Annotated in this window: 10 protein-coding genes; all 10 read left to right on the top strand. The window is 72.3% G+C overall.

The annotated features are described in order from the left end of the window. Nucleotides 1–88 precede the first annotated feature (88 nt). The 10 genes from AB0K21_RS39700 (at nucleotide 89) to AB0K21_RS39745 (ending at nucleotide 13273) form a co-directional block, all read left to right on the top strand. Complete coding sequence (locus AB0K21_RS39700; protein WP_364157542.1) at nucleotides 89–2209, top strand: glycogen debranching N-terminal domain-containing protein; 2121 nt, start codon at nucleotides 89–91, stop codon at nucleotides 2207–2209. 73 nt (nucleotides 2210–2282) lie between these two features. Next, on the top strand, nucleotides 2283–3386 hold the full coding sequence (locus tag AB0K21_RS39705; RefSeq protein WP_364157545.1) for a glycosyltransferase family 4 protein: 1104 nt from the start codon (nucleotides 2283–2285) through the stop codon (nucleotides 3384–3386). A 75-nt stretch (nucleotides 3387–3461) separates the two neighbouring features. After that, the gene (locus AB0K21_RS39710) at nucleotides 3462–4232 is read left to right on the top strand and encodes an enoyl-CoA hydratase-related protein (RefSeq protein WP_343972891.1); all 771 of its coding nucleotides are present in this window, start codon (nucleotides 3462–3464) and stop codon (nucleotides 4230–4232) included. A gap of 77 nt (nucleotides 4233–4309) precedes the next feature. Continuing rightward, a complete protein-coding gene (locus AB0K21_RS39715) occupies nucleotides 4310–4678 on the top strand; it encodes a hypothetical protein (RefSeq protein ID WP_343972888.1) in 369 nt (122 codons plus the stop codon). Further along, nucleotides 4675–5898 carry a DUF6395 domain-containing protein gene (locus AB0K21_RS39720; protein WP_364157549.1) on the top strand — a complete coding sequence of 408 codons (1224 nt, stop codon included), beginning with the start codon at nucleotides 4675–4677 and terminating at the stop codon, nucleotides 5896–5898. The genes AB0K21_RS39715 and AB0K21_RS39720 overlap by 4 nt, the downstream gene beginning before the upstream one ends. Then, nucleotides 5895–6737, top strand: coding sequence for a M55 family metallopeptidase (locus AB0K21_RS39725; RefSeq protein ID WP_343972882.1), 843 nt, complete (start codon nucleotides 5895–5897; stop codon nucleotides 6735–6737). Before AB0K21_RS39720 ends, AB0K21_RS39725 begins: the two co-directional genes overlap by 4 nt. A 63-nt stretch (nucleotides 6738–6800) precedes the next feature. Next, nucleotides 6801–8399: an FAD-dependent oxidoreductase gene (locus AB0K21_RS39730; protein ID WP_343972879.1), complete on the top strand. Its 1599-nt coding sequence runs from the start codon at nucleotides 6801–6803 to the stop codon at nucleotides 8397–8399. Nucleotides 8400–8460: 61 nt separating this feature from the next. After that, entirely contained in the window at nucleotides 8461–8994 is a 534-nt protein-coding gene (locus tag AB0K21_RS39735; RefSeq protein WP_343972876.1) for a YbaK/EbsC family protein, read from the top strand. 131 nt (nucleotides 8995–9125) lie between these two features. Further along, nucleotides 9126–11309: a protein kinase gene (locus AB0K21_RS39740; protein ID WP_364157554.1), complete on the top strand. Its 2184-nt coding sequence runs from the start codon at nucleotides 9126–9128 to the stop codon at nucleotides 11307–11309. After that, nucleotides 11309–13273 (top strand): protein kinase, encoded by a 1965-nt coding sequence (locus tag AB0K21_RS39745; RefSeq protein ID WP_364157557.1) that lies wholly within the window; start codon nucleotides 11309–11311, stop codon nucleotides 13271–13273. The genes AB0K21_RS39740 and AB0K21_RS39745 overlap by 1 nt, the downstream gene beginning before the upstream one ends. Nucleotides 13274–13370: the final 97 nt, after the last annotated feature.

Consider the following 13370-nt stretch of genomic DNA (forward strand, 5'->3'; position numbering starts at 1 on the left):
GTGACAATGGACCCCTTTTGTCTAGTTCCCTCTCCTTTTATTCGGGAATGGCTTGATAGCCGACATATCGCACAGGCTGGAGTGAGCATTGAACGCATGGACGTTCGAGGGCCAGCCGGGCCCGCTGGGCGACACCACGGTCACCCTGGTCGAGGGTGGCTCCTTCTGCGTGTGCGCGCGCAACGGCGACATCCGGCCCGGCGGGGCGCAGGGCGTCTACCACGCCGACACCCGGCTGCTCTCGCGCTGGGAGCTCAGGGTGGACGAGACGGGGGTGGAGCCTCTCAGGGTGCTGCCGGCCGAGCCGTACCACGCGACGTTCCTCGGCAGGACCGGCCCTCGTCCGGGTCGGGCCGAGAGCAGCCTGCTCGTGATCAGGGACCGCTACGTCGGCGGCGGCCTCCGCGAGGACGTGACCCTGCGCAACCTGGCCGACGAGCCCGCCGGATGCGTCGTCGACATCCACGTGGCCTCCGATGTGGCGGACCTGTTCGAGGTGAAGGCGGGCCGGGTCAGGCACGTGGCCGACGTGGAGATGACCGCTGACAGGTCGGGGTTGCTGATCATCTCCACCTGCCGCTCGCGCGGCACCAGGGTGGTGGCCGAACCGTCGCCGTTCGCCGTGCCGGGCATGCTCATCTTCAGGGTCGTGGTGCCCGCCCGGGGTGAGTGGACCGTCAGCCTGCAGGTCAACCCGATCCTGGAGGGCGAGGAGTCACCGGCCTGGTTCTCCACGCGCTGTCCCCTGGAGAACGCGGAGCCCGCCAGGCGCCGGGCCGACTGGGAGCGCCTCAGCCCGGTCGTCGTCACCTCCGACCGCCTCCTGTCGAAGGCGCTGGAACGCTCCAAGGAGGATCTCGGCGCGCTCCGGCTCTTCGAGTCCGACAGGCCGGACGAGCCGCCGACCATCGCCGCGGGCGCGCCGTGGTTCATGACCCTGTTCGGCCGCGACTCGCTGCTGACCTCGTGGATGGCGCTGCAGATGGACCAGTGCCTGGCGCTGGGCACCCTGCGCCGCCTGGCCAGGCTCCAGGGCACCGTCGACGACCCGCTCACCGAGGAGGAGCCGGGCAAGATCCTGCACGAGCTCCGCTTCGGGACCCAGGTCGGCGCCTCGCCGCAGGCCGGCCGCGCCTACTACGGCTCGGTGGACTCGACCCCGCTGTTCGTGATGGTCCTGGGCGAGCTGCGCCGGTGGGGCATGCACAGGGAGGCCGTCGAGGAACTCATGCCGCACGCCGACGCCGCCCTCGACTGGATCAACAGGTGCGCCGACCCGTTCCTGTCCTACCGGCGCAAGACCGACCACGGACTGGTCAACCAGGGATGGAAGGACTCCTTTGACGGCATCAACTTCGCCGACGGCACCCTGGCCCGCCCGCCCATCGCCCTGGCGGAGGTCCAGGGCTACGTCTACGCCGCCTACATCGCCCGCGCCCACTTCGCCCACGAGGTCGGCGACACGGCTCTGGAGGAACAGTGGGCGGCCCGCGCGAGCCGGATCAGGGACGCCTTCAACGAGCGCTTCTGGCTGCCGGACCGGGGCTACTACGCCGTCGGTCTCGACGGCGCCGGGCGCGCCATCGACAGTCTCGCCTCGAACATGGGGCACTGCCTGTGGGCCGGCATCGTCGACGAGGACCGGGCGGCACAGGTCGCCGAGCGGCTGCTCTCGCCGGAGATGTTCACCGGGTACGGGGTGCGGACCCTCGCCTCCACCATGGGCGCCTACAACCCGATGAGCTACCACAACGGCTCGGTCTGGCCGCACGACAACGCCCTGATCGCGTCCGGGCTGATGCGCTACGGCTTCACCCGGGACGCGCAGCGGATCGCCTACGGCCTGCTGGACGCGGCCGAGGCGTTCGGCTGGCGGCTGCCCGAGCTGTTCTGCGGGTTCGACCGGGCCGAGTTCACCTGGCCCGTGCCGTACCCCACCTCCTGCTCCCCGCAGGCGTGGGCCGCGGCGAGCCCCATCCAGCTGGTCAGGAGTCTGCTGCGCTTCGAGCCGTGGGTTCCCTACGGGCGGGTGTGGCTGGATCCCGTCGGGCTGGAGGGCCTGCGGATCCAGGGACTGCCGCTCGCGGGAGCCAGGGTCACGATCGACGTCGGCGCGTCCGGGGCCACCATCAGCGGGCTGCCGGACGGGATCACCCTGATCAACGCGCCGCGCAGGCCGCTGACCGCCGCCCTGAGGCAGGTGCACTGACCGTTTCCTTCGTCTCTCTCCAGGTGAGGTCGCCATGGTTTCTTCCAGAGCTGTCCCGGGGTGGTCCAACGGCATGCGCATCCTGATGGTCGCGCCGCCCTGGTACGACGTACCGCCCAGCGGCTACGGGGGCATCGAGTCGATGGTGGCGGGCCTCGTCGCCGGGCTGACCCGGCGCGGGCACGACGTCACGATGATCGGGGCGGGCACGGCCGGGACGCCGGCGCGTTTCCTGGCCACCTACGGGCGGGCGCCGTCCGAGCGGATCGGCGAGGCGCTGCCCGAGGTCCTGCACGCCGCCAGGGCGTACGCGATGAGCTCGAAGCTCGTCGTGGACGTGATCCACGACCACTCCCTGGCCGGCCCGCTGACCGCGCCCGCGCAGGCCGCGCCGACCGTGATCACCTGCCACGGCGAGGTGGGGGGCGAGTACGGCGAGTACTACCGGGTGCTCGGCGCGGGCATGTCCATGGTCGCCATCTCCGAGGCCCAGCGGCGCATCGCCCCCGACCTGAACTGGGCGGGGGTCGTCCACAACGCCGTCGACGTCGAGGCGTTCCCCTTCAGGGAACGCAAGGAGGACTGGACGCTCTGGCTGGGCAGGTTCAGCGAGGACAAGGGCGCCCACCTGGCCATCGACGCCGCTCGCGCGGCCGGGCGGCGCATCCTGCTGGCCGGCAAGCTCACAGAGAAGACCGAGCACGACTACTTCGACGCCCACGTCGGGCCACGCCTGGGTCCCGACGCCGAATACGTCGGCGAGGCCGACACCGCCCGCAAACGCGAACTGCTGGCCGCGGCCAGATGTCTGGTCTTCCCGGTCGTCTGGGAGGAGCCGTTCGGGATGGTGATGATCGAGGCCATGGCCTGCGGCACGCCCGTGGTCGCCCTGGGCAGGGGCGCGGTGCCCGAGGTGGTCGTGGACGGGGTCACCGGATTCATCCGCGGCACCCCCGCGGAGCTCTCCGCCGCCATCGAGGCGGCCGACGTGCTCGACCCGCACGCCTGCCGCTCCCGGGCGGAGCGTTTCTTCGGGCTGGAGACGATGGCCCGCGCGTACGAGGCGATCTACCGCAGGGTGATCGCCGGGCCGTCGAGGCGGGCGGAAGAGCGCGTCGCGGCGAGTGCGGCGGGGAGCGCGGCGGGGAGCAGGGACCTGGCCATGCCCGTCAACTGAGCGGCGCTCTATGTTGGATCACGGCGCGACCGGCACCGGACCGGTCGCGTTGTGAATCTTGACGGAGGGACGTCCATGGGTGAGTTCGTGCGGGTGGAGAAGGCCGACGGGGTCGCGACGATCAGGCTCGACCGGCCGAAGATGAACGCGCTCAACCGGCAGGTCCAGCTGGAGATCGCCGAGTGCGCCCGGCAGGTGGACGCCGACGGGGACGTGAGCGCCGTGGTCCTCTACGGGGGACGGGTCTTCGCGGCCGGGGCCGACATCAAGGAGATGGCCGACATGTCGTACGCGGACATGGCGGTCCACTCGCGGACCCTGCAGGACTGCTTCACCGCCGTCGCGAGAATCGGTAAGCCCGTCGTCGCGGCCGTGACCGGCTACGCGCTCGGTGGCGGCTGCGAGCTGGCCCTGTGCGCCGACATCAGGATCGCGGGAGAGTCGGCCAAGCTGGGCCAGCCCGAGGTCCTGCTCGGCATCATCCCCGGCGCGGGGGGCACCCAGCGGCTGCCCAGGCTCATCGGCCCGGCCAAGGCCAAGGACCTCATCTTCACCGGACGCCATGTGGCCGCCGACGAGGCGCTGGCCATCGGCCTGGTGGACCGGGTGGTCCCCGACGACGACGTTCACACCGAGGCCCTCGCGTACGCGGCCCAGTTCGCCGGGGGGCCGGCCCTGGCGCTGCGCGCCGCCAAGCAGGCGGTCGACCACGGCCTGGAGACCGACCTGGACACCGGCCTGGAGATCGAGCGCCTGCAGTTCTCCGGCATGTTCGCCACCGCCGACGCCGGGATCGGCATGCGCGCCTTCTCCGAGAGGTCGAAGGCCGAGTTCACCGGCCGCTGAGGCACTCATCCGGCTTGCCGGGATCGGTGATGGGTGATGAAAAATTGCCGGTATCGTGCCGGATTATGGTGCGGTTGGTGAAGCGTGCGCTGGTGCCCGCTCCGCTGCGGCGGGCGGTCCTCGGCTGGTTCGATTCCCGGTACATCTCCAGGGCGGATCACCGGCAGGACGTCAAGGACGCGCTCTGGGAGGTCCAGACGCTGGCCAGGGAGGTCACCTCGCTGCGCGCGGAGGTCGTCGAGCTCCGCGCGCGGGTGGCCGGGGTCGCTCTCGACCCCGCGCGGGCCGGACGCTGGGACGACGCCCACCGGCTGGCCCAGGAGACCGCGGTCGCGCTGGACGGGGTCCTGCAGAACGAGGTGCTGCTCTGGCAGGCCGTGGACCGCGCCGCGGGTTCCGGGGAGCGCGGGAGCATTCCGGACAGGACCGCCGGGGGCACCGCGTGAGAGTGACCTGGAGCGCGGACGACGGCACCTGGCACCTGTCGTTCCGGCTGGACTCCGAGGACGACGTCACCGGCCGCTGCGCCGACGGCCAGCCGCTGAAGCTGGCCACGAACTCGTTCCGGGTCGAGCTGCCGCGAGCCCCGCGTGACATCCACCCCGACCTGCTCGCCCTCGCCGCGTGGACCGTGGTCGCGCCGTGGACCCGGCGCCGCGTCACCTTCGACCGGCCGATCTCACCGGAGCTCGCGGGGGCGATCGGCGACGGCTGGGGGATCGAGGCCGGCCCCGAAGGGGGACGGGCGCGGTCGGGTGACAGGCTGGCGATCTCCTACAGCGGCGGGGCGGACTCGGTCGCGGTGGCCGCGATGCTGCCCGACGCGCCCTTCGTGCACTTCCAGCGGGTCTCCCACCCGCGGGTGCCCAACCGGTGGACCCACTACCGCTCCGACGTGCTGGCCGCGCTGGCCGCCAGGACCGGGCGCGAGCTGACCGTCGTCCGCTCCGACCTGGAGTTCACGCTCGCCGAGCCGCGCCCCGGTTACCCCGAGCACCACGCGGTCGCCGCCGGCGCGCTGCTGCTGGCGGACGAGCTCGACCTGGGGGGCCTGGCCTTCGGCTACGAGCTGGGCTCGCGCTGGCTGGGAGGCGACCGCTACCTGCTCCGCTACACACCCGACAACCCGATGTGGGCGCCGCACGGCGCCTGGGGGCGGGCGTTCGCCGCGGCCGGTCTGCACATCGTGCTCCCGGTGGGCGGGGTGAGCGAGGCCGTCACGATGCGGCTCGCCCTCGGTTCCGAACTGCGTGAGCAGGTCCGCTGGTGCCTGCGCGGGGTGAACGGCCCCTGCGGGACCTGCGGCAAGTGCCTGTACAAGGAGCTCATCCAGGCCGCCGTCGAGCGTCGCCCGCTCCGCACCACGATCACCGCGGGCCGCCCGGTCGCCCGCAGGTGGCAGCAGCCGCCGCCGTACGGCGGCCAGGAGATGATCGAGTACGGCTGCGCCAGGGTGCCCGGCATCGAGGACACCGTCTTCGGCGCGGCGGCCGGGTACCTGCGCGCGACCGAGTCCTCCACCGCCTGGCTGGACCGCTGCTACCGGCCGGCGATCGCGGAGATTCCCGAAGCGTGGCGCAAGCAGGTTCACGACTTCATGGATGGGGAGATCGGTTTCATGACCGAGGACGAGGCGCGGCGCGTCGAGACGTGGGGGACGGCGTGAAGGTGTACGTCTCGGTCGACATGGAGGGTGTCACCGGCCTGACCGACCCCGAGGAGATGCAGGCCGGGGGGCGGGGCTACGAGCGCGGCTGCGAGCTGATGACCGGCGACGCCAACGCGGTCATCGAGGGGGCGTTCGACGCGGGCGCCACCGCGGTACGCGTCAACGACGCGCACGGTTCGACCAAGAACCTCAGGATCGACCTGCTCGACGAGCGGGCGACCCTGCTCCGCGGTCCCGGCAAGCCGCTGCGGATGGGGCAGGGACTCGACGCGAGCCACCGGGCGGCCTGCTTCGTCGGCTACCACGCGCGGGCCGGTGTCCAGCACGGCGTCCTCAACCACACCTGGATGGGCAGGGAGATCCAGAACGTCCACCTCAACGGCGAGGTCTGCGGCGAGACCCGCCTCGTCGCCTCCTTCGCCGGGACGCTCGGCGTGCCGGTGGTCCTGGTGACCGGGGACGAGGCGGTCTGCGAGGAGGCCAGGGAACTGCTCGGTGACGTGGAGACCGTCGCGGTCAAGAAGGGGATCGACAGGTTCGCCGCCGAACTCCTGCCGCCCGCCGTCGCCCAGGCCCGCATCCGCGAGGCCACCGCCCGCGCGCTCGACCGGGTGGCCGACTTCCGCCTCTGCGCCCCCGAGCCGCCGTTCACCCTCGGCGTCGAGTGGAACTCCACGGCCATCGCGGCCGGATGCGCGCTCATTCCCGGTGTGCGGGCGGTGGGCCCCCGGCACACCGAGTTCACCACGGACGACTTCTCCCAGATCATGGCCCTGCTGGGAGTCTTCGCCATGATCGGCGGCCAGGTCGCCTGCGGCAGCGGCATCTACGGCTGATCCTCCTTCCATGTCCCCTTCGAGCCGACCCCCGGCGGTGCCCGATGTCCTTGAAGACCTTCGATGAGTGACGAGACGGAGCCCGCCGCCCAGGCCGCCCCCGGCAGAGGCGGAGGACTGACGCGCAGGGCACTGCTGGTCGGGGTGGGCGCGGCCGGGGGTGCCGGAGCCATGTTCGCGGCCATGGGCGCGCTCGGCCTCGCCCCGGAGTCCCAGGAGAAGGACTTCACCCCCCCGCAGCCCTCCGACTTCTCCCTCAGCGGGAAGGCGGCGGCCAAGGTGGTCGTCCTCGGTGCCAGTATCGCCGGGCTGACCTGTGCCTACGAGCTGGGCAAGGCCGGATACGACTGCACGGTCCTGGAGGCGTCCGGCCGGGTGGGCGGCAGGACCATCACGCTGCGCACGGGCGACCGGCTGGACGAACTGGGCGGCGAGCCGCAGACCGCCGCGTTCGAGGAGGGCACCTACTTCAACGCGGGGGCCGGGCGGATCGCGCCGTGGATGGTCACCATGGACTACTGCCGCGAGCTGGGCGTCCCCATCGAGACGTTCGTCAACAACAACGCCTCGGCGTACGTCTACAACGAGAACATGACCGCCCCGGTCCGGGCGCGTACCGCCCGCGCGGACCTGTACGGCTACGTCGCGGAGCTGCTGGCCAAGGCGAGCAACGCCGGCGCGCTGAACCGCAGGCTCACCGCCGACGACCGCGAGCGGCTGGCGGAGTTCCTGCGGCGCTTCGGCGACCTGGGTTCCGACCTCACCTACCGAGGCTCGGAACGGCGGGGCTTCGAGACCTATCCGGGAGTGGACCGGGGCGTTCCCCTGGGGGCGACGCCCTCGCTGCGGGACGTGCTCGCCGCGGGCACCGGCAGGGCCGTCACCATGGACTTCGGCTACGACCAGGCGATGCCGATGTTCCAGCCGGTGGGCGGCATGGACACGATCGCCGGCGCGCTCGCCGACGCGGTCGGCCGAGACCGGATCAGGACGGGCACCCCGGTCACCGGGATAAGGAACCTGCCCGACGGGGTGGAGGTGACCCACCGGGGCGGCACGGTCCGCGCCGACTACTGCATCGCGACCCTGCCGCCCCACCTGCTCGCGCGCCTGCCGCACAACCTCGGCACCCCGGTCACCGCCGCGCTCCGCACGCCCGTCCCGGTCTCCGCGGGCAAGATCGGTCTGGAGTACGGCAGACGCTGGTGGGAGATCGACGACCGCATCTACGGCGGTGTCACCGAGACCGACCTGGACATCACCCACATCTGGTACCCCTCCCACGGCTACCACTCCCGCGGTGGCCTGCTGGTCGGCTACTACAACGTCGGACCGAACGCCGACCTCTACGGCGCGCTCTCCCACAGTGATCGTCGAAAGCGGGCGCTCACCCAGGGCAAGAAGATCCACGGTGAGAAGTACCGCTCCGAGCTGCGTTCCAGCGTCTCGATCGCCTGGCGGCGCACGCCGTACATCGAGGGAGGCTGGGTGGGCTGGCCCTCCCACGAGGGTGCTTTCGCCCTCCTCCAGCGCCCGGCGGGGCGGGTCTACTTCGCCGGGGACTGGCTCACCCAGCTGATCGCCTGGCAGGCCGGCGCGATGGAGTCGGCGAGGAGGACGGTCACCGAGCTGCACCGCCGGGTGCTGAGCGCGACCTCCTGAGTTCTCCGGCGCGGCCGTAAGGTCTTCGGTGCGAAGGAAAACCAAGGGAGATGAGACGGCGATGGCGATCGGAACACTTGACTGGACGAGTGCCGCCGAGCGGCCGGACCTGCTGGCCGAGCCGGTGGCGCGGGCGGTCGGCGGGCCCGACGGGGGCCTCGGCGAGATCGAGGTCGCCGAGATCGACCCGGAACTGGCCGACACGGCGGCCTTCTGCGAGCGCTACGGCGTGGGCCTGGGCGAGTCGGCCAACTGCGTGATCGTGGCGGCCAGGCGCGCGGGGGAGGTCCGCTACGCGGCGTGCATGGTGCTCGCCACCACGAGGGCCGACGTCAACGGCGTGGTCCGGCGTCACCTGGACGCGCGGAAGATCTCGTTCGCGCCGATGGACGACGCGGTCACGCTGACCGGCATGGAGTACGGCGGGATCACCCCGCTCGGACTGCCCGAGGACTGGCCGGTGCTCGTCGACGAGGCGGTGGCGGCCCATCCGGAGGTCGTGATCGGCAGCGGGGTCCGCCGCTCCAAGCTGGCGGTGCCGGGCTCCCTGCTGGCAGGGTTGAAAACGGCGCAGGTTCTCCGTCTGGCGAACTGAAGCGAAAATGAGATTAAGTGAGAGCGGGAATCGGGAAACCGTCGGGGTTCTGTGAACGTTATTCAGTCGGAAAATGTGGCCCGATGGTTCATCTCATGGGCGGGGTCTAAGCCGATATGGTGCTTCATGCCATGAATCAGGACGACCGATTGGGCCCTTACCGGCTGCTGCGGCGGCTCGGTGAGGGCGGTATGGGGGTGGTTCACCTCGCGGTCGACCCACAGGGCCGACAGGTCGCGGTGAAGGTGCTCCGCGCCGAGGTGGCGGGCGACGACGTCGCCCGTCGCCGCCTTTCGCGTGAGGTCGAGACGATGCGGCGGGTGCGCAGCGAGCACATCGCCGAGGTCATCGACGCCGACGTGACCGGCCACCGCCCCTACATCGTGACGCGGTACGTCGCCGGTCGGCCGCTGGACGAGGTGGTCAAGCAGGACGGCCCCATGGAGCTGCCCGCGCTGCTGCGGGTCGCGCACGGTGTGGCGTCGGCGCTGGCCGCCGTGCACTCGGTCGGCGTGATCCACCGCGACCTCAAGCCCGGCAACGTCCTCATCCTGGACGGCCAGCCGGTCCTCATCGACTTCGGCATCGCCCAGGCCGTCGACGCGACCAGGCTCACCCAGACCGGCATGTTCATCGGCACGCCCGGTTACCTCGCCCCCGAGATCATCGAGGGACACGAGGCCGGCCCCGAGGTCGACGTGCACGCCTGGGCGGGCACCCTGGTCTTCGCCGCCACCGGCCAGCCGCCCTTCGGCAAGGGCACGCTGGAGATGATCTTCTACAACATCACCGCGGGCAAGGCGAACGTCGAGGCCGTCCCGCGTGAGCTCCAGCCGGTGCTGCGGGCCGCGCTTCAGCGCGACCCGGCCAGGCGACCCTCGGCCGCCGAGCTGGCGGCGCAGGTGGGGCGTCTGCTGCCGGACACCGGCCGGCCCCGGGTGCCGGACGAGATCACCACGGTCGCGGAGTTCGACGCCCCCGCTCCCGGCTTTCGCGCCGCCCCTGACCCGGGTCTCCGCGGTGATCCCGGGTTCCGCGGCGACCCCGGCGACGTGCCGACCCCGGTGGCGTCCCGCCCGGCGGTCCCGCCCACTCCCTGGCCGCCCACCCCCATGGCCCAGCCCCACGAGTACGTCTCGCTGCTCGGCGAGGAGCAGGCCGACCCGTGGCCGACCCGCCGGGTGACCCCCGAGGAACTGCGCCAGGCGGCGGCCCAGCAGTCCGCGCACGACCTGCCCACCGGCATGCTCGCTCCGGAGGACGTGCCCACCCGCACCCCGGGCGCGGTCCATGGCTCCCCGCCCGTCTCCGCCGTCCGTGACCAGCCGGGGGCCAGGGGCGATGACCGGGGCTTCACCGCGCCGGTCCCCGACGGGGACATCCCCACCCAGCGGGTCCGCCCTCAGGACCTGCAGGAATACATCCGTCAGTACACCAACCAGCCGGGCCAGCCGGGCCAGCCGGGCCAGCCGGGCCACCAGAACCAGCAGGGTGGCTACCAGGGGCAGCCGGGCCAGCAGGGCCGGGCGCCGCAGGCGGGCACCCCGCAGCCCTACCCGCAGCGGCAGGCCCCGTTCGATCAGCAGCAGACCCCGCACGTCCGTACCCCCGCACCCCCGCCCTACCCCTACTCGCACCCCCAGCCCCCCACGCAGGCCCAGCAGTACCCCGCGCCGTCGCCGCTCCACCCCGGGCAGCGGCCGGGGCACGCGTTGCAGCGTTCCAGGGCGTACGGGGTGGTGAGCGTGCTGATGCTGGTCATCATGACGATCGCGGCGGTCATCGCCCCGCTGATCGTCGCCGCGGTGGCCATCCCGGTGGCGATCCTGCTTCGCGCCGCCGACATCGCCCAGCCGGCCCTGAACGCCCGCAGGACCGCCGGCGAGGCGGCCGGCGACGTCCTCCGGGTGCTCGGCCAGCTGGCCGCGCTCCTGAAGTCGATCGGCATCACCGTCGCCCTGGTGCCGTACGCGCTGATCCTCGGCCTGCCGGTGACGCTCCTGCTCGCCGTGCTGGTCGGGAGCATGCCCATCGCCAACACGCTGAGCTGGGGTGCGGCCGTCGCGCTCTGGACCGTCTGCGCCGGACCCGGTGTGGAGGGCCCCAGCCGCCAGATGCGACGTACGCTGGCATCACTGCTGCCGTCCCGCGGCGCGGCCATGATCGCCGCCGCGGCGCTGGGCGCGGTGGCGGCGCTGATGGTCTTCCTGGCGATCGGCACCGTGGGAGACAGGGCACGGCCGGCGGTGTGGACACCGGTCGACGTCGGAACGGTGGTGGACGAACTGAGCGACCTACGAAAGAAGGCGGCGTGATGACGGGGGACACGCGGGCGCCCGAGAGGCTGGGCCCGTACCGGCTGCTCAGAAAGATCGGCGAGGGCGGCATGGGCGTCGTCCACCTCGGGATCGACGAGGACGGGCGCGAGGTGGCCGTCAAGGTCCTGCACCCGCACGTGGCGGCCGACCTCAAGGCCCGCGACCGGCTCACCCGCGAGGTGGAGACCATGCGGCGGGTGCGCAGCCCGCACGTCGCCGAGGTGCTCGACGCCGAACTGACGGCCAGGCAGCCCTACATCGTGACCCGGTTCGCCCCCGGGCGCACGCTGGAGGAGACCGTCCTGCAGGACGGCCCGCTCCCCGCGGACCAGGTCATCCGGCTGGCGCAGGGCATGTGCGCGGCACTGGTGGCCATCCACGCCGCCGATGTCATCCACCGCGACTTCAAGCCGTCCAACGTGATGATCGTCAACGGTGACCCGCTGGTCATCGACTTCGGCATCGCGCACCTGGTCAACGCGACCAGGCTGACCCAGACCGGCATGTTCGTCGGCACCCCCGGCTACCTCGCCCCGGAGATCATCCGTGACTCCGAGATCACCCAGGCGGCCGACGTGCACGCGCTGGCCTCGACGGTCTTCTTCGGCGCGACCGGTCAGCCGCCGTTCGGCACGGGCAGCTTCGAAGTCGTCTGCTTCAACATCATGGAGGGCCGGGCGAACGTCGACAAGGCCCCTGTCTGGCTGCGAGGCTGGCTCAAGCGGGCACTGGCCGTCGACCCCGCCGCCCGGCCGTCCGCGACGGAGCTGCACCGGATGGCCCGCGCCCTCGACCCGACGGTGACGACCTTCCACGAGACGCCGCCCACCGCCGTCCTCGACGGCGGGACGAAGGTCCTCAACACCGACGGCACCAGGATTCTGGACGGCCAGAGTCCGCCGCCCCCGCCGCCCCCGCCGAACGGCACCCGCGTCCTGCCGCAGGACGACGGCTACGCCGACCTGCTCCCGCCGGTCGAGTACGCCAAGCCGGAGCGGCGCGAGCGCAGGCCGAGGCAGGCGTCCGGCCAGGCGTCCGGCGCGGGGACCGCCCCGCCGCCGTACGTCCCGGCCCCCCAGCCGCCGCCCTACGTCCCCGCGACGCCCTCGGCACAGGCCAGGGGGGCGGCACCGCCGCCCTACCCCGACCAGCGGGTGGCCGGATACCCGGCGCCGCCGCCGACCGGCCCGTCGAGGCACTATCCGCCGCCGGTCCAGGCGCGGCCGCACACCCCGCCGCAGGAGCGGCCCGCACCCGCGCCCAGGACCCCGCCGCAGGAGCGCTACCGCGCCAGCCACCCGCTGGCCGCGTTCCTGTTGCTGACGATCCTGGTGGCGGTGGCCTGCATGCTGCCGGTGGTGGTGAGCGTGTTCGCGCTGGCCGCCGCGCTCTGCCTGCGGGTGGGGGAGTACCTGTTCGGGGACCTGGTCCAGCGCCGCTCCATCAGGGGCAGCAGCGCCACCGACCCGCTGCTCGCGCTGCTCGGCACCCCGTGGGCGTTGATCAGGGCCACCTTCGCGACGCTGGTCACCTCGCTGCTCTCCGCCATGTTCGGCATGTGCGTGTGGGGGGTCCTGGTCTACGCGGGCGACATGAACAAGAACCACGCGGCCGCCTACGCGGCCGGCGCCTTCGCGGCCGGGCTGTTCGTCCTGCCCGGCGGCGGCAAGCCGCGCAAGGCCGTCGCCCGCGCGCTGAGCGGGATCATCCGGAGCCCCGGCGCGGGCATGGTGACCACGATCGTCCTGGGCACGCTGGCGTTCTTCGCGGTGATGGCCGCGCTGAGCGTGGTTCCCTCCTTCTCCCCGTGGCAGCAGCCGACCGATGTCGTCGACAATCTCACGGCGCAGTGGCGGCAGTCGGCGAACGAGGGCGCGATGGGCGCGCTCGATCTCGTCGGCGGCCTCCTCGACGACCTGATGACAAGCCTCGGCCTCGGGTTCCTGACGTTCTGGAAGTGACGATCCCGCCGGCGCGGGCGGGCCGGTCGAGGTCGTACGCGACGGCCGGTCCCGCCGGGTGAGACCCCCGGGCACCGGCGTTCTCCGGGGCGAGGCC

The sequence above is a fragment of the Streptosporangium sp. NPDC049248 genome, from assembly GCF_040678965.1.
In the GTDB taxonomy this organism is placed as follows: Bacteria; Actinomycetota; Actinomycetes; order Streptosporangiales; family Streptosporangiaceae; genus Streptosporangium; species Streptosporangium fukuiense.